The sequence below is a fragment of the Streptomyces sp. AV19 genome (assembly GCF_015999245.1).
Taxonomy (GTDB): Bacteria; Actinomycetota; Actinomycetes; order Streptomycetales; family Streptomycetaceae; genus Streptomyces.
Genome location: NZ_JAEAMR010000003.1, coordinates 232257 through 251909, shown reverse-complemented (window position 1 = coordinate 251909; position 19653 = coordinate 232257). Strand labels below are relative to the sequence as shown.

Below are 19653 nucleotides of genomic sequence, written 5' to 3'. Positions count from 1 at the left end.
CCTCGTTGGCCGCGGTCGTCGGCGTCGCCGCGCTCCTCGTCAGCGTCTACTCCGCGCTCAGCCACTGACCCCGGGAAACGTCCGTGCCAAACCAGCCTGCTCCCACGCCCGTACAGCCCCGCCACGACCGGACGGCCGCCGATCTGGGAACCCTGGAGGAGCTGGGAGTCGTCGCCCCGCAGCCCACGCCATCACCCGAGCCGCCCCCGCCACCGACGGCGCCCGACGCGGCGTGAACGATCCCCCGCCCTGCCACACGTGCAGGGCGGGGGCCCTTCGCGTTGTTAGGCGTCGGGTCCGGGACGTACGGCGCCCTTGACCGCCTTCTCGACCTCGTATCTACCTGATGTCGCGAAGCATGGCGGTGAGGACGGGGCCATCTGGTGACGGCTGCTGTTCACTGATCTTTGTATAGCCCCACGATTCGTAGAGCGCCAAGACCTTGCCGCCCCCGGCCTCCGCGTTCACCAGCAACGAGACACGTTGTTCAGGGCGGCTGGCCAAGAGCTCGTCATGGATGCGGCGAGCAGTACCTGTCTTCCGCCACTGCTCACGCACCATGATCTCTTTCAGAGCAACGGTAGGCGTAGTGGTGCAGTCGGCGGGCAGCGGCGTCTTCATGCGCTTCCACCAACGGTCATCTGCGGTGAGCGTGTTGACGTAGGCGTACCCGACGGGTTCAGCACCATCGTAACCAACGACGGCTTCCCAGCCCGGATCATGGGCATGGCGAGCGAGACGTTCCCCGTACCGTTCGACTGAGTAGTGCGGCCGGTGTAGTTGGTCGGCCCGCACCTCGGCGTACACCTCGATCAGGGTGGACCAGACGGGCTCGATGTCGGAGGCGTGGCGTAGGACGATGCTGCTGCTGGTGGTGGTCACGCGGCTTCCTTCAGGCGTTATGGATGTACTGGTCCCACATGTAGGCGAAGGTACTGCCGGGCGCGGCTGCATAGAGCTTATTGCCGAAGTCGGCGAGCATTCCACGTACTCGTGGATGCGTGTTTGAGTCGGCCGGCACCTGCATGGCGGTGCTCACCGCCTCCTCGACCAAGCCCTGTTCGAGTTGAGCCTTGGCAAGGCGGGCCGTGGTAATGGCGCGGCTGCGGTGCATGTACGGGCGGAGGCCGGCAAGGCTGCGGTGAGCGTACGCTTCGGCGGTCGCGAAGTCTCTGAGGGACAGATAGGCGGCAACGGCAAGTCCCTCAAGTTCCGCCTGGTCGTAGAAGGCCGTCATCCAGAGCGGCCGCTGCTGGTCCTCTGCCGCACGGCAAAGGGCCTCCTGCGCATGGCCAATGGAACGGCGGACCGCTGCGGCGTCTCCGATGAGGCCCTGGATGGCGGCGTGACGGGCGTGGCCGAGGCTGGCGAAGAGGGGGTCGCGCCGAGCTACAAAGAGGCTGCGTGCCACGTCGTTTGCTGCGAGGGCGTCGGTGGGTCGGCCCATGTGTCGGTAGAGGCTGCCTGCATGGGACCAGATGCGGAACTGGATGGTGGGGTCGCCGGACATTGCGGCAAGGCTGGAGGCACGGTCGAGGTGTCGTTGCGCGGCTTCGAAACGGCGCCCGTCGATGGCGGCCCACAGGGCGGAGGACATGAACGAAGCCGCACAGCCGTACAGGGCGCCGCGCGTACGTTGAGTTGCGCTACCACGTGCTTGAAGTGCGATCGCCTCTCCCGCCAGCCCGCAGGCTTGCGTCTCGATGCTGAGCCGTCCACCGACGCGGTGGTCGGCCGCGATGATGGCGGCGAACTTCTCCTGTAGGCGACGCACGTCATCGAGTCCCACGCGGAACGGTCCAGTTGAACCGGTGGCGGCCGCCAGGGCGGAACCGGTGGCGGCGTTCAGAAGGGTGCGGCGGTGCACGGGGTCCTCCTTTGCGGGTGCCGGAGGGGTGAAGCCGAGCTCTTCGACGGGGCACCCGAACTCATGCTCTAAGGCTTCCCGTTGTGGAGAGCGTGGGCACCGGACTTTCCCCAGCAACCACATGCGGATCGTGCGATCGGTGATCGTGCCAGCTTCCCCCACGGAACGCAGCCAGTTGTTGAGCCGTTCGGCCAGCTCAATCTGCTTGTAACCCGCCTTGACCATCCGCGCCCGCAGCAGCGTGTTCTCCGCCACGAGCACACGGTAGCCGCCCAGCGCATCCCGTGATGGCCGTACGCCCGGAACTTTCCGGTCGGACGCACCCAACGGACAACGCGACTTTCCTCCCTGCCGCCCAACAGGGCCCGTTGTACTGACGCTGGGAGCGCTGGCTCGCCGACGTGCAAGTCAGGCTCGTGCTCAATACCGCTGAGGCGATCATGACCTCTCTTTCCTCCTCCCTCGTCATGGAGGGCTGGGGCTGCCGGAGGAGGCAAAACCGTGCCCGTGATTCGTCCCGAGCAGTCGCATGCGACCGCCGAGTGCCGGACAGGCAGCCACACCACATGCTCCGGCGCGACAACGATCCGTCAGGTCTCCGGCGAGATCACCGCGGACCGCGCCGAGCGTCTGGTCTGCATCTGCTCCTGCCATCAAGCGGTGAGCAGATGACCGCCGCCGGCACCGAATGGCTCGTTCGCCGCTCCCCTTCGCCGACGACAATCCGAACGCAATGGTCCGCGGGCGAGCTGGCTCCCATCCGGACCACCGCGTGGTCCGTCGTCGAGACACACGACATCGTCCAGGCCGTGGACGTGCTCCTCGACCTCCGCCGCACGGGACGCCCCGGCCCAGTCCTCGCCAACCCCGAGGACAAACGCATCTGGTGGCTCCTGCCGCCTGGCCAGGCCGCCGCATTCGACGGCTTCACCGGGGTGACCGTGCGCCCGGCCGGTTGGGTCCTGTTCTGCCCGCCGGCTGACGAACCGCTGTGCGGCCACGGCTGGTTGGAGAAACCCGACGGCAGCGATCGACTGACACACCCCGCCCACCTCAGCGCCGCCCTCACCTCAACCATGCCGAACCCGGGCGAAGCCTCAGCCCCACCCGCCCCAACCATCCCCGAAGGCATCCTGAAGTGATCACTGCCCGACGCCTCGATCACGCGCAGATACGGGACGACTTGCGGGAAGCCGTCAACGCCTACGTCCTGATATCTCCGGCACGGGAAACAGGCAGGGTCATAGCCCGGTTGACCCGCCACCTGACCGCACTGCTGCGTATGACGGAACGCCAGGCGGCCGCATGCCCCCGTGGGAGCGTGCCGTTCGTCATGCGGCAGGCGTCGGCGGACCGCGCCCGGGAGGCACTGGCCAAGCATTCAGGACGCGGCCCGAGAAGCGCTGCGGACCACGCCCTCGCTCTGTACTGCGCCGTCATCGAACTGCTCGACTACCTGCCGGAGGAGTCATGAACACCCCCTACCCCACAGCCTTCTCCGAACGGCGGCGGGCCGTGGAATGGCTCGCCTCGCAGAGCAACGACCCGACGCGCGTCCGGCGGGAATGGGCGCAGTGTCTGCCTGCGCTCGTCCCTGCGGCCGGGCCCCGTTTCGATGCGGTCCGCCTCCCCGCCGCCGTCGTCCACCAGGCTGCCGGGGCGCGTGACCGCGACCGCGTCGAGGCCGTGTTCACCAGCCATGGGATCACCGCCGCCGTCATCGTCGACCAGCCCCGCCGCACCTACTACGTCCTCGTGCCACCCGGCACCCATCGCACCTGGGCCCTGCCCGGCATCGAATGCCTCACACCCACCTGCCGGATGCCCCTGCCTTCTCCCCACCATGCCGAGCCGCCCGGCTCGCACTGGCTCCTCAGCCCGCCGACCGGGCCCGAGGACCTGTGCGCCCCGGACGACATCCGGCAGTTCGTCACCGCCACGCAACCGGAATCCTGATGAAGATCACTGAGCAGGCGCCGGCAGCCCAGGCCGCCGCCGTCATCATCATCGGAACCTGCCTCCGGCGCCTGCGCGCCCGCCGGGGCTGGACGCTGCAGGACGTCGCCCACGCCCTGGGATGCAGCATCAGCACCGCCTCCCGCATAGAGGACGGCAGCGTCTCCACCGATCAACCGGTCGAGACCCTGCTGCGCATGCACTACCGCGTCCCCGAGGAACAGGTCCGGGCCGTCGTCCAACTCCTCGCGTGCGGCTCCCGGGAGCTGGAGGACAGCGGACCGGGCTGGCTCGACCGCCTGGCCGTCGTCGAGCAGCAGGCCACCGTCGTGACCACCTACTCCGCCTGTAACATCCCCCGCCCGCTCCGCACCCCCGCCTACGACGAGGCCCTGGACATCCCGGGGCTCGCCTTCGCCGCGCCCGAGCGGGTACCCCACAAGCTACCGAAGGGGCAGGTCTACACATTGTTCCTGGACGAGGCGATCCTGCTCCAACCGGTCGGCGGCCCCGCCGTCATGGCTGCCCAGCTCGACCACCTGCTGGATGCTGTCCAGGAGCGGCGTGCCGCTGTGCGCGTGGTCCCCATGGAGGCCGGGCCGGTCGGCTGGGACACGAACCTCAGCCGTCTCACCCTCCACGGGCACCGGCTCTACGTGCGAACGACCTTGGGGGCCCAGTACACGATCGACTCCCCTCGCCACGCCTCCCCGGATTTGCCGCTCATCGCGGCAGCGCGGGCCGCCCTGTCGGACGATCGGAGCCATGAGTGCCTGGAGGCGGCGAGCGAGCGCATGCGCCTGGCGACGCTAGGAGCTCCGTGATCACGTCGTCTTGAGGCCGCCCTGTATCTGGGGCGAAGGCATGTCGGCAAGGCTCTATTCGATCGGAGGCAAACACTCGTAACCTGCTGGCGGCATATGCCAGCTCGACTGGCCCTCGCGGAACCAAGCCCCCCAGGCGGTCCGCGGGCGGCCCCGGGCCCCCGGTCTCCGGCCGGGGGCCCGGCCATTGAGAGCGCAGCGGCCACCTGACGGTCAGGGGTTTTTCTACTCACCCCGGACGACGCCTAGTCGGCCCGCCGATGGTGGTGTTCCCGTGTGTACCCGCCCGAGGAACGGGCCGCTTTCGATGGCATCGAGCGTCATCGAACAGCACCGAATTGCCCTGCTTTTAAGCATCGCCGCAGGTCACAATATGTTCAAGGATCTGGTTCGAGTCCCGTTACTCACCCTGATCGACCCGAGGGCCCGGTCTGCGGAAGCAGACCGGGCCCTCGGCGTTGCGCCCCCTCCCACTCCCTTCCTCGCGCACCACGACACGCCGGGCCGTGCCTCCGGGCGCCCCGTCGGCGTCACGCAGTGCGTCCTTGACTCTCCGCCAGGTTCCGGCAGAGTTTCCCGCACAGATCCGGAAGCGTCCCCGCCGCACCCCCGCATGCCCGGCTCCGCCCGGTATGCGACCAACGCGACATATGTACTGGGCGATTCACCGGACTGATGTGCCCGGGCAGCTGGAGGACGCCATGCACAGCAGCGCGCACGGCCGGCGGCCGCGCCGGACGGCGGTGGCCCTCACCGCTGCCGCCGTGCTCGCCGCCGGGGCGCTCACCGGCTGCTCCGGGGACGCGGACGACGGGCGGACCACGCTCTCCGTGGGCACCTTCGGGGTCTTCGGCTTCAAACAGGCCGGGCTCTACGCCGAGTACGAGCGGCTGCACCCCGGCATCCGCATCCGGGAAAGCGTGATCGAGCGCAACGACACCTACTACCCCCAGTTCCTCACCCACCTGGTGACCGGCGGCGGGCTGGCCGACGTCCAGGCCGTCGAGGTCGGCAACGTCCACGACCTGGCCCGGGAGCTGGGCGACCGGCTCACCGACCTGTCCCGCGCGCCCGGCGTGCGGGCGGACGCCTGGCTCCCCTGGAAGTGGGCCCAGGCCACCGCCCCCGACGGCAGGACCGTCGGACTCGGCACGGACATCGGACCGATCGCCGTCTGCTACCGCAAGGACCTCTTCCGGCAGGCCGGGCTGCCCACCGAACGGGAGGCCGTCGGCCGGCTCTGGGCCGGCGACTGGCACAGGTACCTCGCCGTCGGCCGGGCCTACCGGGACCGCGCGCCCGCGGGCACCGTCTTCACCGACTCGGCCGCCGGGATCTACAACGCCGCCATCCACGGCTATCCCGAGCGCTACTACGACCGCGCCGGGCGACCGCTGTACACCGGCGGGCCGGCCGTCCGCACCGCCTGGGACCTCGCCGTGCGGGCCGCCCGCGACGGGCTGACCGCGCGGCTCAAGCAATTCGAGAAGCCCTGGGACCAGGCGTATGCCAACGGGCGCTTCGCCACCGTCGCCTGCCCGCCGTGGATGCTGGGCTACATCAAGGAGAAGGCCGGTGACACGGGCCGCGGCCAGTGGGACGTGGCCGCCGCGCCCCGGCCCGCCAGCTGGGGCGGTTCCTTCCTCACCGTGCCCAGGGCGGCCCGGCACCGGGCCGCCGCCGTCGCGCTCGCCGCCTGGCTGACCGCGCCCGAGCAGCAGGCCCGGCTCTTCGAGCGGCAGGCCAGCTTCCCCTCCACCCCCGCCTCGTACGCCATGCCGCAGCTCCGGGGCGCCCGCAACGCCTACTTCGGCGGCGCGCCCGTCGCGGAGATCTTCGCCGCGGCGGCCCGCCGGGCCCCCACCCTGGTGACCGGGCCCCGGGAGCAGCAGATCGGGACCGCGTTCACCGACGTCGGCATCCCGCAGGTCGAGCAGCAGGGCAGGGCGCCGGGGGCGGCCTGGGCGGCGGCGCAGGAGGAGATCGAGAACGCGGTGGACGAATGACGGCCGCGCCCGCGACGACGGCGCTCCCGCCCGGCGCACCGGACCCGGCCCCCGGGGAGCGCCCCGGCACGCCGGACCGGCGCGCCGCCCGGCGCAGCCGCCGCTACCGCTGGGACGTGCGCTACAGCCCCTATGCCTTCGTGGCGCCGTTCTTCCTCTTCTTCGCGGCATTCGGGATCTTCCCCCTCCTGTGGACCGGATGGGCCTCGCTGCACCGGATGGAGCTCACCAGCCCGGGCCACGCGCAGTGGACCGGGCTGCACAACTACCTGCGGCTGCTGGACGACGCGTTCTTCTGGAACGCGCTGGGCAACACCGCGGTCATCGGCGTCCTGTCGACCGTGCCCCAGCTGCTGATGGCCCTGGGGCTGGCGCACCTGCTGCACCACCGGCTGCGCGCGGCGACCTTCTGGCGGGTCGCGCTGCTCGCCCCGTACGCCACGTCGATCGCCGCGGCCACGCTGGTCTTCGTCCTCCTCTACGGACGGGACTACGGCATGGTCAACTGGGCGCTGGGGCTGGCCGGGATCGGGCCGGTGGACTGGCAGAACGGCACCTGGGCGGCGCGGACCGCCGTCTCGTCGATCGTGATCTGGCGGTGGACGGGCTACAACGCGCTGATCTACCTGGCCGCCATGCAGGCGGTGCCGGACGAGCTGTACGAGTCGGCGGCGCTGGACGGGGCGTCGCGGCTGCGGCAGTTCCGGCACGTGACCGTGCCCGCGCTGCGGCCGACGATCCTCTTCACCGTCGTCGTCTCCACGATCGGGGCGACCCAGCTCTTCGGCGAGCCGCTGCTGTTCGGCGGGGCGGGCGGGCAGAAGGGCGGGGCCTCGCACCAGTTCCAGACGCTGGGGCTCTACCTGTACGAGCAGGGCTGGTTCAGCTTCCACCTCGGGCGGGCCGCGGCGGTCGCCTGGACCATGTTCCTGATCATGCTGCTGGTCGCCGGGGCCGGCGGGCTGGTCGCCCGCCGGCTGCGCGGGGACGGGTGAGGAGCCGCCGTGCGCACACGGGGACGAACGGCCGGACGGCAGCTGAGCGCCGGGCCGGCCGCGTACGCGGTGCTGGCGCTCTTCACCGCGGGTTCGCTGCTGCCCCTGCTGTGGACGGCCGTCGCCGCCTCGCGCGACAACACCCGCCTCGCGCACACCCCGCCGCCCCTCTGGTTCGGCCCGCACCTCGGGCGCAATCTGGGCATCGCCTGGGGCGAGGCCCGGCTGGGGCTCGCGGTGCTCAACACGGTGCTGGTGGCCGGGAGCGTCGCGCTGGGCACCGTGCTCTTCTGCACCGTCGCCGGCTTCGCCTTCGCCAAGCTGCGCTTCCGCTTCAGGAACGCCCTGCTGGCCGCGGTGGTCGGCACGATGATGGTGCCGCCGCAGCTCTCCGTCGTCCCGCTGTTCATGACCGTCGCCCGGCTGGGGTGGACCGACCAGTTGCAGACCGTCGTCCTGCCCACGCTGGTCAGCGCGTTCGGGGTCTTCTTCATGCGGCAGTATCTGGCGGAGGCGCTGCCCACCGAGCTGATCGAGGCCGCCCGGATGGACGGGGCCAGCAGCCTGCGGATCGTGCGGCACGTGGTGCTGCCGGTCGCCCGGCCGGCGATGGCCGTGCTGGGGATGCTCTCCTTCGTCCAGGCGTGGAACGACTTCTTCTGGCCGGTGATCGCGCTGACCCAGGACAACCCCACCGTCCAGGTCGCCCTCACCGGGCTCGGCCGCGGCTACGTGCCCGACCAGGCCGTCGTCATGGCGGGGGCGCTGCTGGGGACGCTGCCCCTGCTGCTGGTGCTCGCCCTCTTCGGCCGCCACATCGTGGGCGGCATCATGCGCGGCGCGGTCAAGGGCTGACCGCCGTGCGTCTCCTGCCACTTGCTCTTCCCTCCTCCCCCACCTACGGAGTGCTTCCATGCCCATGACCTTCCCGCCCGGCTTCGTCTGGGGCGCCGCCACCGCCGCGTACCAGGTCGAGGGCGCGGTCCACGAAGGCGGCCGCACCCCCTCCATCTGGGACACCTTCTGCCGGATCCCCGGCAAGGTGCTGAACGGGGACACCGGCGACGTCGCCACCGACCACTACCACCGCCGCCACGAGGACGTCCGGCTGATGTCGGACCTCGGCCTCGGCGCCTACCGCTTCTCCGTCTCCTGGCCGCGCGTCCAGCCCACGGGCCGGGGACCCGCCTCGCAGCGCGGCCTCGACTTCTACCGGCGGCTCGTCGACGACCTCCTCGCCCATGGCATCCAGCCCGTGCTGACCCTCTACCACTGGGACCTCCCCCAGGAGCTGGAGTCGGCCGGCGGCTGGCCCGAGCGCGAGACGGCGCACCGCTTCGCCGACTACGCGCACCTGGTCGGGGAGGCACTGGGCGACCGCGTCGGCTCCTGGACCACCCTCAACGAGCCCTGGTGCAGCGCCTTCCTGGGCTACGCGTCCGGCGTCCACGCCCCCGGGCGCACCGACGACGCGGCCGCCCTGCGCGCGGCCCACCACCTCAATCTGGCGCACGGGCTGGCCGCCCGGGCGCTGCGCGCCGTGCTGCCCCGGACGGCGCGTATCTCCGTCGTCCTCAACCCCAACGACGTCCGGGCGCTGACCACTTCGCCCGGGGACCTGGACGCGCGGCGGCGCATCGACGCGCTGTCCACGCGTATCTTCACGGGGCCCATGCTGCGTGGCGCGTACCCCGACGACCTGCTCGCGGACACGGCCGGGATCACCGACTGGTCGTTCGTGCGCGGCGGCGACACGGACGTCATCAAGCACCCCCTCGACTGGCTGGGCATCAACTACTACACGCCGTCAGTGGTATCAGCCGCCACTGACAACCGGCCCTCACCTGGGCCTTCCCCGTACCCGGGCGCGCAGGGCGTCGCGTTCCACCAGCCTCCGGGCGCCCGGACGGCGATGGACTGGACCGTCGATCCGTCCGGCCTGTACGACCTGTTGATGCGCTTCGCACGCGAGGCGCCCGGGCTGCCGCTCGCCGTCTCGGAGAACGGGGCGGCGTACGACGACAAGCCGGACGGCAAGGGGGCGGTGCACGACCCCGAACGCGTCGCCTACCTGCACGGTCATCTCGACGCGGTGCTACGGGCGTTGCGGGACGGGGCGGATGTGTGGGGGTACTTCGTGTGGTCGCTGCTGGACAACTTCGAGTGGGCGTACGGGTACAGCAAGCGGTTCGGGATCGTGCACGTGGATTACGGGACGTTGGCGCGCACGCCGAAGGCGAGTGCGTGGTGGTATCGGGGGGTGGTGCGGACGGGGCGGTTGCCGGTGGTGGGGTGATTCCTGCCCCCGCCCCGCCCTTTCACCGTTTCCCCCGGGCCTCCGTCCCTCGGCCCGGCACCGCGCTCCGCGCGGTGAGCGGGGCTCCGCCCCCGCACCCCGCCGGGGGCTCCGCCCCCTGGACCCCCGAAGCGCCCTCCGGGCGCTGTCCTCGAACTCCCCGGAGGGGCAACCCCCGGACGGGCTGGATTTCGCGCCCGGGCCCGGATTCCGAAGCGAGGGCGCGGACTTGCTCCGGCCTCCGCATTATGACTCCGCCGCTCGTCCTCGAACTCCTCGGAGAGGGCAACTCCGGACGGGCTGGATTCTCACCGGAAGACCGACGGCGGCGGCTCCGGTGAAGGGCGGGCGTCCGCGTCCGTCACCGGGGTCGCCCCGCCCGTGAAGTCCTCCAGTTCACGGCCGTGCTGGACCCGGCCCTGGTGCGGGTCCGTCGCGCAGCGGCGGGTCAGTTCGGCGATCGGCAGGGGGTGGTCCGAGGCGAGGAGCACCGCGTTGCCGAAGCGTTTCCCCCGCAGTACCGCCGGGTCGGCGGTCAGGCACAGCTCCGGGAAGACCGTCCGCACGGTCGCGATCTGCGCCTTCACATGGGCGAGCGGCGGACCGTCCGCGAGGTTGGCCGCGTAGAAGCCGCCGGGCCGCAGCACCCGTCGCACCTCGGCGACGAACTCGGCGCTGGTCAGATGGGCGGGCGTGCGGGCGCCGGAGAAGACGTCGGCGATGATCAGGTCCGCCCAGGTCCCGGGCGCCTTGGCCAGGACCGCCCGCGCGTCCCCGCCACGCACCCGGATCCGCCAGGCGGGATCGAGCGGCAGCTCCTTGCGGACGAACTCGACGAGCGGCGCGTCGATCTCGACGACCTGCTGGACCGACCGCGGCCGGGTGGCGCCGACGTAGCGGGCCAGGGTGAACGCGCCCCCGCCCAGGTGGAGCACCTGGACCGGCTTCCCGGGCGGAGCGACCAGGTCCGCGATGTGGCCGAGCCGGCGCTGGTAGGAGAACTCCAGGTGGGTCGGGTCGTCGAGGTCGACGTGGGACTGGGGCGCCCGGTCGATCAGCAGCGTCCGGCCGCGCGGCCGGTCGGGGTCCGGCTCCAGCTCCGCCGTGCCGCCCGCCACCTGCGCGGTGACCGGCTCCGCGGCGCGTCCGCGCCCTGACCTCTGTTTTCCTCGTGCCACGCAGAAAGTATCGCCTCAGCGGCAGCGGTCCACGGCCTCGATGGTGCGGGCCGCCTCGCCGAGCGCCGCCCGGAGCACGACCGGGTCGGTGGCCTCGGAGAAGGCGGCGTCCGGGGCGACGAGCCAGCCCGTGCCGGTGACGGGCGGCTCCTGCCGGCCGGTGCGGGTGCCCCGGCCGTACGTCTGCGTGCAGGCGCTGCCGGGCAGGTCCCAGGCGGCCGCGGTGCCGGCCGGCACGAGGAAGCCGAGGGTGTGGCAGTCGCCGTCGTGCAGCACGGGCCCGACGCCGTCCCGCAGCCGGAGGATGTCCACCGCCTCCAGGCCCTGCCGGGCGGGCACGGTCACCAGGTCGCAGGGGATGCCCTCGCCCGACACCGCCCGGGACGGGCGCGGCGCGGGGCCGTGTCCGGGACGCGGCTGGTCGGGACGCGACTGGTGAAAGACCGCCGCCGCCCGCAAGCCGCCGATGTTCACTCGGGCTTCCGCCAAGGGGAACGCCTCCTCCGCACGTTTCGCTGCACCTGTCGCCGCCGCATCGTCCCCCGTCGGCAAGCGCTCGCTCACGCGGTTCAACTTCCCTTCCCCGTCAACGGCTACGGCGCCACGCCGTCACAAAGGATGGCAGTTCATGGCGGATGGCGAGTGGGATATCCGTTTTGTAGGCAAACCGGACGTACTGGATTCCCATAAGCCGGTACGGTCGTCTCCGCCGTACGGCAGCACCACCGTCCGCCCCGGCACCCGGCGGGGCGGCACCCGCCAGGAGAGGGCCCGGCCATGGCGTCGCCCCACGCGTCCCCGTCACCTCGTCCACCCCGTCCCAACACCGCCTTCCGGGAGCTCCGCGGACAGCGCTCACCTGGGGAGTTCGCCGCCTTGGTGCGCCGGGCGGCGCGGGAGATCGGCGAGCAGGTCTCGTGCGACGCGCGCTACATCGGGCGCGTCGAGTCCGGCGAGATCCGCTGCCCCAACTACGCCTACGAGCGAGTCTTCCGGCACATGTTCCCCGGCCGGGGACCCGAGGACATGGGCTTCCTGCCCAGGGCGGCCGTACGGGGAAGGGGGGCGCACAAGAAGGGCGGTGCGCCGTCCGCACACACCGAGAGCCCCGTCGACGACCGCTCCCCCGGCGCCGGCGGCACCAGCGACGAGGAGAGCGACGTGTTGCGTCGCGCGTTCATGACGGGCGGCACGGCCGCGGTGGCCGCCGTGTCCCTGGCGGGCGTCGCCGACGCCCGGCCCCGGCGGCACGCCGGCGAGGCGGAGGCCGCCGCGGTGGAACAGGCCGTCCGGCGCATCCGGCTGCTCGACGACCGGCACGGCGCGGACGCGCTCTACCGGCGCGCGGCCCGGCCGCTGCGGGCGGCGTACGACCTGCTCGACGCGGAGACACGGCGGCGGTCGGTCGCCGACCGGCTGCACGCGGGCGCGGGCGAGCTGGCGATCTCGGTCGGCTGGCTGGCGCACGACTCGGGGCGGTTCTCCGACGCGCGCTCGCACTACGCGGAGGCGCTGGCGACGGCGCGGCTCGCCGGGGATCCGGCGCTGGAGGCGCACGCGTTCTGCAACACGGCGTTCCTGGCGCGGGACGCGGGGCGGCCGCGGGAGGCGGTGCGGGCCGCGCAGGCCGCCCAGCAGGCGGGGCGCCGGCTCGGCTCGGACCGGCTGATGTCCCTGCTGGCCCTGCGCGAGGCCGGCGGCTGGTCCCGGCTCGGCGACCGCGCGGCCTGCGAGGCGGCGCTGGTGCGGGCGCGGTCGCTCTTCGACCGGGGCGTGAGCGACGCGGATCCCGAGTGGATGACGTTCTTCGGGGAGGCGGAGCTGGAGGGGCTGGAGGCGCAGTGCTGGTCCGCGCTCGGCGACCGGCCGCGGGCGGTGGCGCACGGGGAGCGGGCCGTGACGCTGGCGGATCCGCACTTCGCGCGGAACATCGCGCTGTACACGGCGCAGTTGGCGGACGATCTGGCGCACGGTGGGGCGCCGGAGGCGGCTGCCGAGGCGGGGGGGCGGGTGCTGGAGTTGCTGGGGCAGGTGCAATCGGCGCGGATTCGGGGGATGTTGGGGTCAACGGTGCGGAATCTTCGTCCGCATCGGAAGGATTCGCAGGTTGCGTCGTTCCTGGCGCGGCATCGGCGGCTGCGGGCGTCCGCGTAGGGGGTCTGCCCCCGCCCCGCCCTTTCACCGTTTCTTCCGGGGCAAGCCCCGGGACCCGGCACCGCGCTGCGCGCGGCAGGCGGGGGCTGCGCCCCCCGCACCCCGCTCCGGGGCTCCGCCCCGGACCCCGCATCGCGGCTCCGCCGCTCGTCCTCAAACTCCCCGGAGGGGGCAACCCCCGGACAGGCCGAGATGCGCGCCCCGGGCACGGATTCAGCCCGTCCGACGCTCGGCGGGGCGGCCGGCGAGCCCCTACCCCAAGTGCCCCGTGTCGTTCCAGCGCTCGATCGCCGGCTCCCCGTACGCCCAGCCCAGGGCCGACAGCGACGTCGGCTCCAGGCGGACCCGGGCCGCGAAGGAGACGTCGTAGCCGAGCCAGCGCGCGGCGATCACGCGCAGGATGTGGCCGTGGGCGAAGACCAGGACGTCGCGGTCGGCCGAGCGGGCCCAGGCGACGACCTCGTCGGCCCGCGCCCCGACCTCGGCCAGGGTCTCGCCGCCGGGGACGCCGTCGCGCCAGATCAGCCAGCCGGGGCGCTGCGCCTTGATCTCGGCGGGGGTCATGCCCTCGTAGTCGCCGTAGTCGAACTCCATCAGCGCGTCCCAGTCGGCCGCGCGCTCGCCGAAGCCGGCGAGTTCGCAGGTCTCCTTGGCGCGGACGAGGGGGCTGGTGCGGACCTCGACGCCGGGCAGTGAGTTCCAGGGGGCGCGGTGCAGCCGCTCGCCGAGGAGCTTCGCGCCGCGCCGGCCCTCGTCGAGGAGCGGGATGTCCGTGCGGCCGGTGTGCTTGCCGGACAGCGACCACTCGGTCTGTCCGTGCCGGGCCAGCAGGATGCGCGGTGCCATGGGGAGGACCCCTTCGGAAATCTCGGTGACTTCTGCCACAAATGGGAAGCGATGACGGGGTCCATCATCACCCACTTGCGCACCGGGCGACCCGCCCGGCCCAGGCAACCCAGGGCCACTATCGGGCGTCTTCGTACGCATGGCCCCTCGCACGGGGATCGAACCAGGGGTGTCCCCAGAGTTTCCGTGAAGCCACGGGGCGGTGTGCGCCGCATGTGGCGTACACCGTACGGTTGCATGCGCGCTTGTTGGCCGCCTGAACACATGGAGAGCGTCCGGATGTACCGCACCGCACCACTCGGTAAGCGGCCGCGCTGGTGGACCGAACTGCCGCTGATCGCCGTCGTGTACGCGCTGTATTCGGCGGGTCGTCTGCTCGTGCGGGGGGACGTGGCGACGGCGGTCGATCACGGTCTGTCCATACTCGACTTCGAAAAGCAGTTTCGAATAAATTTCGAGCACCCGCTCAACCGGCTCTTCACCGACCACGCCATCCTCGGCGTCCCCGCCGACTTCGCGTACGCCTCGCTGCACTACATCCTCACCCCGGCCATCCTGGTCTGGATCTTCCGGCGCCGCTCCGAGCACTACCGCAAGGTCCGGACCTGGCTGATGATCTCGACCCTCATCGGCCTCGTCGGCTTCACCCTGCTGCCCACCTGCCCGCCCCGGCTGCTGGACGACGCGTACGGGTTCGTCGACACCATGCGGCAGTACTCCTCGTACGGCTGGTGGGGCGGCGACGCGAGCGCCCCGCGCGGACTCGGCGGGCTGACCAACCAGTACGCGGCCATGCCCAGCCTGCACGTCGGCTGGGCCCTGTGGTGCGGCGTCGTCCTCTGGCGGCACGGCCGCGGCGCCTGGTCCAAGGTCGTCGGCGTCGGCTACCCGCTCGCCATCACGCTCGTGGTGATGGGCACCGCCAACCACTACTTCCTGGACGCCGTCGCCGGCGCCGCCGTCATGGGTGTCGGCCTGCTGCTGACCAAGCCCGCGCTGCGGCTCGCCGAGCGGATCCGCGCCCGGTTCGTCCGGACCCCGGACGGCGCCCCGGACGGCGCCCCGGACGGCGCCCCGGACGCCACCCCGGCCGACGCGGTGGCGGGGGAAACCCACAGGGCCCCCGCGAATGTCAGTGGCGGATGCGAGACTTCGGCTCGTACTGCGCTGTCGCGCACGGCAGCGTCGGAGACACAGCCCGAGGCGGACGCCCGTGACCCCTTTGCTGCGGAAGACCCGGCCGACATCCCCCGGCAGACCCCCCGGGGCACCGACGGCGCTGCGGCAGCGGCTCGCTGAGCTGCGCGGCCCCGGCGTCACGCCGCGGCCGCTCGACGCCCGCGCCCTGGCGGCCCTGGCCGCCAACCCGGGCTGCCGCCGCCGGGCGCTGCTGGACGGCGCGGGGATCGACAAGGGCGCGCTGGCCCGCGCGCTCGGCTCCCCGGCCGCCTTCGGCCAGTCCCAGTTCGCCTTCGCCCGGGGCAACGCCTTCGAAGCCCGGGTCAAGGCGGACGGCGGCGCGGAGCTGGTCCGGCTGCTCCACCGCGAGCTGGGCGAGGGGCCGCCGCCCGAGCCGGGATCCGTCGACGCGCCCGACCTGACCGCCACCGGCCCCGAGGGCCGTACGGCGCGGACGGCGCTGGCCCTGCGCGAGGCCTCCGCCGCCGGCCGCTGGGCGGTGCTCGACCACCCCATGCTGGCGCTGGCGGTCGCCGGCGCCCCCGCCCACCTGGAGCCGGACGCGGTCGTCGTCCACCCCGACGGCAGCTGGACCGTGGTGGAGATCAAGTCCTTCGCCCTGATCGACGGCGCGGCGGACGCCGCCAAGGCCGGGGCCGCCGCCCGGCAGGCCGCCGTCTACCTGCTCGCCCTGGAGGCCCTGGCCGAGCGGCTGCCGGAGCCTCCGCCCGGCGGCCGGGTCCGCCACCGGGCCCTGCTCGTCTGCCCGAAGGACTTCTCCAACCTCCCCACCGCCGCCCTCCTCGACCTCCGCAAGCAGCGCGCCACCACCCGCCGCCAGCTCGACCGCCTCACCCGCGTCGAGGAGATCGCCACCGCCCTCCCCGCCGGGGCCGGCTTCGACCCCGCGCGGCCGGCGGCCGAGCTGACCGCCGCCGTCGAAGCGGTCGACGCCGCCTACGCGCCGGAGTGCCTGGCCTCCTGCGAGCTGGCCTTCCACTGCCGCGCCCGGGCCCGCGAGGCCGGTGACGTGCGGCACCTGGGCCGCGCGGTCCGCTCCGAGCTGGGCGGTCTGACCACCGTGGACGAAGTGCTGGCCGCGAGCCGGGGCGCGGCGGAGACCGACGACCCCGCCGTCACCGCCCTGCGCCGCGCCGCCGCCCTGCGCGCCGAGGCCCTGGGGGCGCCATGTCGCTGATCACCACGCTCGCCCGGCTGGAGGCCGTCCGCGCCGGGCGCGCCCGGCCCGTCGCCACCGTCCGCCACCGGCACCTCTCCGCCCGGCCCATGGTCCTCGTCCCGCTGACCACCGCCGGCGAGACCGGCGCCCCGCTCGGCGCCCTCGTCGGCACCGACCGCGCGGCGCCCCGGCTGCTGACGGTGGCCCAGCCGCGCGACCGCGCCCTGCGGTTCGCGTTCCTGGCGGAGCTCGCCGAGGTCGTCCTGCCGTACGTCGAGGAGTACGCGGACGACACCGTCCCCGAGGAGCGCAAGGAGACCGACCCCGAGACCGGCCGGCGGACGACGGTCGAGGCCGAGCTGTGCGCCGACGCCCCGCAGCTGCTGGTGCCGAGCCCGGCCGGCGTCGAGTACGTCCGGCTGCTCGGCCGGTCCATGCGCTTCCGGCGCACCGCCGAGCAGGACCCCTCGGCCGACTGGCCCGCGCCGCCCCGCGTCCCGCTGCTCGGCCGCTGGCTCACCCACTACGGGGAGCGCGCCCGCGTCCCCGGCGCGGCGCTGCTGCTGTCCATGACCGAGCTGCTCGGCCGGCACTGGGCCACCGGCCAGAGCCGGCTGGAGGACCAGCACCTGGGCGCCCTCCTCGCCTGGATCGACCCGCCCGCCGGGACGGACGGGCCCGCCGCGGCCCTGGCGGCCGAGCTGGCGCGCGACGCCGAGGGCCTGCTCGTCCACCCGCCCGCCGGTCCCGCCACCGACCCGGCGTTCGACAACGAGCGGCTGGCCCCGGCCGTCGCCCGCTACGACGCCGCCCGCGCGCACGTCCTGGAGACCGGGCGCGGCCATGACGCCCTGCGCCGCGCCGACGCCGGGCTCCGCTCGCTCCTGGAGTCCCAGCTGCGCCCGGCCTGGGAGGCGATGTGGCGGGGCGTCGACCTGCTGCGGGAGCTCCCGGAGGCGGCCGGGGCCGCCGAGCGGTGGAAGCACGACCGCTGGTCGTACACCGGCCACCGCGACCGGGTGCGCGCCGGCGAGCCCCCGCAGCCCCGGCGGGACGACGCGGTGACCGCCGCCCGCAAGCTGGCCGCGCGCGAGACGGCGCAGGCGCGGCTGGACGCGCGGGAGGCGCTGGACGATCCGCTGGTGATGGCCGGGCGGCGGCTGGCCGGCGAGGCGTTCGCCGGGGAGGTCGCCGAGGTGGTCATGGAGTTCTCGGAGGCGAAGGTCCCCCGGCCGCGCCCGCTGGTCACGGTCCGCACGGAGGACGTTCCGCTGCTGGAGGCCGGCGCGCGGGTGCACCGGGCGCTGGCCGACGGCCGGACGCAGTCGGCCGAGTTCGTGGCCGCCGGTCCGGACGGCCTGACCGTCCGGCTGGTGTCGGGCATGGGCCGCGGCAAGGTCCCCGACGCGGGGTCGGTGCCCGGGCCCGGTGACCGCGTCTGCTGGACGCTGTTCGACCACACGCCCCGGGGCGGCCCCGAGCTGCCCGACCCCGGGCGGACGCCGTGGACGCACGGCGGTCCGCCGGCCGCCCCGGCCGACGAGCCCGACCCGGTGACCCCGGAGGACCTGCTGTGAACGCTGTGGATCAGGCCGTGGGCCTGCCCGCGCCGCGCCCCGGCGCCTTCGACCCGTCCGCCGCTGCCGCCGCCGCGACGGAGGCCATCCTGCGCGACACGCTCGGCGGGGAGCACCGGGGAGTCGTCGTCGACTCGCCGCCCGGCGCCGGCAAGTCGACGCTGGTCGTGCGGGCCGCCCGGGAGCTGGCCCGGGCCGGACGGCCGCTGATGGTCGTCGCCCAGACCAACGCCCAGGTGGACGACCTGGTGCTGCGGCTGGCCGAGGCGGACGGGGCACTGCCCGTCGGCCGCCTGCACAGCAGCGACCCGCAGCCGTACGACCCGGCGCTGGACGCCCTGGACCAGGTGGTGACGTCGACGAAGGCCGACGGGCTGACCGGGCTGGACGTCGTCGTCTCCACCGCCGCGAAGTGGGCGCACACCAGGGTGGACGCGCCCTGGGGGCACGCGATCGTCGACGAGGCGTACCAGATGCGGTCGGACGCGCTGCTGGCGGTGGCGGGGCTCTTCGAGCGGGCGCTGTTCGTGGGCGACCCCGGGCAGCTGGATCCGTTCAGCGTCGTCGGCCCCGACGGGGCGGCGCAGTGGGCGGGCCTGTCGTACGACCCGTCGGTCAGCGCGGTCAGCACGCTCCTCGCCCACAACCCCGGGCTCCCGCAGCACCGGTTGCCCGTCTCCTGGCGGCTCCCGGCGTCCGCGGCGCGGCTGGTCTCCGACGCCTTCTACCCCTACACGCGCTTCCGCAGCGGCACCGGCCCCGGCGACCGGCAGCTGGCCTTCGGAGTCCGCCCGGACGGCTCGGCGGTGGACCGGGTGCTGGACGAGGCGGCCGAGTCCGGGTGGGGGCTGCTGGAGCTGCCCGAGCGCCTCACGCCGCGGACGGATCCGGAGGCGGTGGCGGCAGTGGCGCTGGTGGTGCGCCGGATGCTCGACCGGGGCGGGGCGGTGACCAGCGAGCGGTCCCCCGGGGAGCCGGTGCCGCTGACGGCCGCCCGGATCGCCGTGGGCACCGCCCATCGCGACCAGGCCGCGGCGGTGCGCGCGGCGCTCGCCGGGCAGGGCGTCCTCGGGGTCACGGTGGACACGGCGAACCGGCTGCAGGGCCGGGAGTTCGACGTCACGGTGGTGCTCCACCCGCTGTCCGGCCGCCCGGACGCGACGGCCTTCCACCTGGAGACGGGACGGCTCTGCGTCCTGGCGTCGCGGCACCGGCACGCGTGCGTGGTGGTGTGCCGGGCGGGGGTGGACCGGCTGCTGGACGAGCATCCGTCGACGGAGCCGGTGCGGCTGGGGGTGGCGGTGAAGTTTCCGGACGGGTGGGAGGCGAATCACGCGGTGCTGGCGCATCTGGCGGAGCACCGGGTGGTGTGGCGGGGGTGAGGGTGCCCGGGCCCTCCCCCGGAGGGGGTACCCCCACTTTCACCGTTTCTTCCGGGGCAAGCCCCGGGCCTGTATCGCGGCTTCGCCGCGTCGACCGGGGGGGGCCCCCCCCGGGGCCCCCAAACCCCCCGCGCGCGGGGGTGGGCGCACACCCCCGCGGGGGGCCCCCCCCCCCCGGCGGGAGCCCCCCCCCCCCCAGCGCCCGGCGCGCCC

At 73.6% G+C, this 19653-nt stretch carries 19 protein-coding genes; 14 read left to right on the top strand and 5 right to left on the bottom strand.

Annotation, left to right across the window (positions count from 1 at the left end):
- Positions 1-339: 339 nt before the first annotated feature.
- Together I5Q34_RS01185 and I5Q34_RS01180 are read right to left on the bottom strand one after the other, a co-directional pair.
- On the bottom strand, positions 340-882 hold the full coding sequence (locus I5Q34_RS01185; RefSeq protein WP_199890173.1) for a GNAT family N-acetyltransferase: 543 nt from the start codon (positions 880-882) through the stop codon (positions 340-342).
- A gap of 10 nt (positions 883-892) precedes the next feature.
- Complete coding sequence (locus I5Q34_RS01180; protein ID WP_277965279.1) at positions 893-2122, bottom strand: XRE family transcriptional regulator; 1230 nt, start codon at positions 2120-2122, stop codon at positions 893-895.
- A 246-nt stretch (positions 2123-2368) separates the two neighbouring features.
- Between I5Q34_RS01180 and I5Q34_RS01175 the strand changes: the two genes are divergently transcribed.
- The 9 genes from I5Q34_RS01175 (at position 2369) to I5Q34_RS01135 (ending at position 9944) form a co-directional block, all read left to right on the top strand.
- A complete protein-coding gene (locus tag I5Q34_RS01175; RefSeq protein ID WP_199890172.1) occupies positions 2369-2539 on the top strand; it encodes a hypothetical protein in 171 nt (56 codons plus the stop codon).
- Positions 2536-3009 (top strand): hypothetical protein, encoded by a 474-nt coding sequence (locus tag I5Q34_RS01170; protein ID WP_199890171.1) that lies wholly within the window; start codon positions 2536-2538, stop codon positions 3007-3009. Before I5Q34_RS01175 ends, I5Q34_RS01170 begins: the two co-directional genes overlap by 4 nt.
- Entirely contained in the window at positions 3006-3341 is a 336-nt protein-coding gene (locus I5Q34_RS01165) for a DUF6415 family natural product biosynthesis protein (RefSeq protein WP_199890170.1), read from the top strand. The genes I5Q34_RS01170 and I5Q34_RS01165 overlap by 4 nt, the downstream gene beginning before the upstream one ends.
- Positions 3338-3823, top strand: coding sequence for a hypothetical protein (locus tag I5Q34_RS01160; RefSeq protein WP_199890169.1), 486 nt, complete (start codon positions 3338-3340; stop codon positions 3821-3823). Before I5Q34_RS01165 ends, I5Q34_RS01160 begins: the two co-directional genes overlap by 4 nt.
- The gene (locus tag I5Q34_RS01155) at positions 3823-4647 is read left to right on the top strand and encodes a Scr1 family TA system antitoxin-like transcriptional regulator (protein WP_199890168.1); all 825 of its coding nucleotides are present in this window, start codon (positions 3823-3825) and stop codon (positions 4645-4647) included. Before I5Q34_RS01160 ends, I5Q34_RS01155 begins: the two co-directional genes overlap by 1 nt.
- Positions 4648-5348: 701 nt before the next feature.
- Positions 5349-6653: an ABC transporter substrate-binding protein gene (locus tag I5Q34_RS01150; protein WP_199890167.1), complete on the top strand. Its 1305-nt coding sequence runs from the start codon at positions 5349-5351 to the stop codon at positions 6651-6653.
- On the top strand, positions 6650-7648 hold the full coding sequence (locus I5Q34_RS01145) for a carbohydrate ABC transporter permease (RefSeq protein WP_199890166.1): 999 nt from the start codon (positions 6650-6652) through the stop codon (positions 7646-7648). Before I5Q34_RS01150 ends, I5Q34_RS01145 begins: the two co-directional genes overlap by 4 nt.
- Before the next feature lie 9 nt (positions 7649-7657).
- Positions 7658-8503 (top strand): carbohydrate ABC transporter permease, encoded by an 846-nt coding sequence (locus I5Q34_RS01140; RefSeq protein WP_199890165.1) that lies wholly within the window; start codon positions 7658-7660, stop codon positions 8501-8503.
- Positions 8504-8561: 58 nt separating this feature from the next.
- Positions 8562-9944, top strand: a complete 1383-nt coding sequence (locus I5Q34_RS01135) for a GH1 family beta-glucosidase (RefSeq protein ID WP_199890164.1) — start codon at positions 8562-8564, stop codon at positions 9942-9944.
- A gap of 308 nt (positions 9945-10252) precedes the next feature.
- On the opposite strand, the gene I5Q34_RS01130 is transcribed toward I5Q34_RS01135, so the two are convergent.
- Both I5Q34_RS01130 and I5Q34_RS01125 read right to left on the bottom strand, forming a co-directional pair.
- A complete protein-coding gene (locus I5Q34_RS01130; RefSeq protein WP_199890163.1) occupies positions 10253-11122 on the bottom strand; it encodes a spermidine synthase in 870 nt (289 codons plus the stop codon).
- A 15-nt stretch (positions 11123-11137) separates the two neighbouring features.
- The gene (locus I5Q34_RS01125; protein WP_199890162.1) at positions 11138-11611 is read right to left on the bottom strand and encodes a hypothetical protein; all 474 of its coding nucleotides are present in this window, start codon (positions 11609-11611) and stop codon (positions 11138-11140) included.
- A 288-nt stretch (positions 11612-11899) separates the two neighbouring features.
- On the opposite strand from I5Q34_RS01125, the gene I5Q34_RS01120 reads away from it, so the two are divergent.
- A complete protein-coding gene (locus I5Q34_RS01120; protein ID WP_199890161.1) occupies positions 11900-13276 on the top strand; it encodes a tetratricopeptide repeat protein in 1377 nt (458 codons plus the stop codon).
- 252 nt (positions 13277-13528) lie between these two features.
- Here the strand turns inward: I5Q34_RS01120 and I5Q34_RS01115 are convergent, their stop codons facing one another.
- Positions 13529-14122 carry a histidine phosphatase family protein gene (locus I5Q34_RS01115; RefSeq protein WP_199890160.1) on the bottom strand — a complete coding sequence of 198 codons (594 nt, stop codon included), beginning with the start codon at positions 14120-14122 and terminating at the stop codon, positions 13529-13531.
- Between the two features lie 264 nt (positions 14123-14386).
- Here I5Q34_RS01115 and I5Q34_RS01110 point away from each other — a divergent pair, with 264 nt between their 5' ends.
- Genes I5Q34_RS01110 through I5Q34_RS01095 form a run of 4 tightly spaced genes read left to right on the top strand, consistent with a single transcriptional unit; the run spans position 14387 to position 19440 of the window.
- Entirely contained in the window at positions 14387-15421 is a 1035-nt protein-coding gene (locus I5Q34_RS01110) for a phosphatase PAP2 family protein (RefSeq protein ID WP_199890159.1), read from the top strand.
- Positions 15345-16499 (top strand): hypothetical protein, encoded by a 1155-nt coding sequence (locus tag I5Q34_RS01105; RefSeq protein WP_234428311.1) that lies wholly within the window; start codon positions 15345-15347, stop codon positions 16497-16499. Before I5Q34_RS01110 ends, I5Q34_RS01105 begins: the two co-directional genes overlap by 77 nt.
- The gene (locus I5Q34_RS01100; RefSeq protein ID WP_199890157.1) at positions 16490-18058 is read left to right on the top strand and encodes a hypothetical protein; all 1569 of its coding nucleotides are present in this window, start codon (positions 16490-16492) and stop codon (positions 18056-18058) included. The genes I5Q34_RS01105 and I5Q34_RS01100 overlap by 10 nt, the downstream gene beginning before the upstream one ends.
- The gene (locus I5Q34_RS01095) at positions 18055-19440 is read left to right on the top strand and encodes an AAA domain-containing protein (RefSeq protein ID WP_374192949.1); all 1386 of its coding nucleotides are present in this window, start codon (positions 18055-18057) and stop codon (positions 19438-19440) included. The genes I5Q34_RS01100 and I5Q34_RS01095 overlap by 4 nt, the downstream gene beginning before the upstream one ends.
- Positions 19441-19653 lie beyond the last annotated feature (213 nt).

Excerpts from the sequence above, each read along its gene's own strand:
- I5Q34_RS01170 (WP_199890171.1), top strand. The coding sequence starts at position 2,536 with ATGACCGCCGCCGGCACCGAATGGCTCGTTCGCCGCTCCCCTTCGCCG.
- I5Q34_RS01160 (WP_199890169.1), top strand. The coding sequence starts at position 3,338 with ATGAACACCCCCTACCCCACAGCCTTCTCCGAACGGCGGCGGGCCGTG.
- I5Q34_RS01155 (WP_199890168.1), top strand. The coding sequence starts at position 3,823 with ATGAAGATCACTGAGCAGGCGCCGGCAGCCCAGGCCGCCGCCGTCATC.
- I5Q34_RS01150 (WP_199890167.1), top strand. The coding sequence starts at position 5,349 with ATGCACAGCAGCGCGCACGGCCGGCGGCCGCGCCGGACGGCGGTGGCC.
- I5Q34_RS01145 (WP_199890166.1), top strand. The coding sequence starts at position 6,650 with ATGACGGCCGCGCCCGCGACGACGGCGCTCCCGCCCGGCGCACCGGAC.
- I5Q34_RS01135 (WP_199890164.1), top strand. The coding sequence starts at position 8,562 with ATGCCCATGACCTTCCCGCCCGGCTTCGTCTGGGGCGCCGCCACCGCC.
- I5Q34_RS01120 (WP_199890161.1), top strand. The coding sequence starts at position 11,900 with ATGGCGTCGCCCCACGCGTCCCCGTCACCTCGTCCACCCCGTCCCAAC.
- I5Q34_RS01115 (WP_199890160.1), bottom strand. The coding sequence starts at position 14,122 with ATGGCACCGCGCATCCTGCTGGCCCGGCACGGACAGACCGAGTGGTCG.
- I5Q34_RS01110 (WP_199890159.1), top strand. The coding sequence starts at position 14,387 with ATGGAGAGCGTCCGGATGTACCGCACCGCACCACTCGGTAAGCGGCCG.
- I5Q34_RS01100 (WP_199890157.1), top strand. The coding sequence starts at position 16,490 with ATGTCGCTGATCACCACGCTCGCCCGGCTGGAGGCCGTCCGCGCCGGG.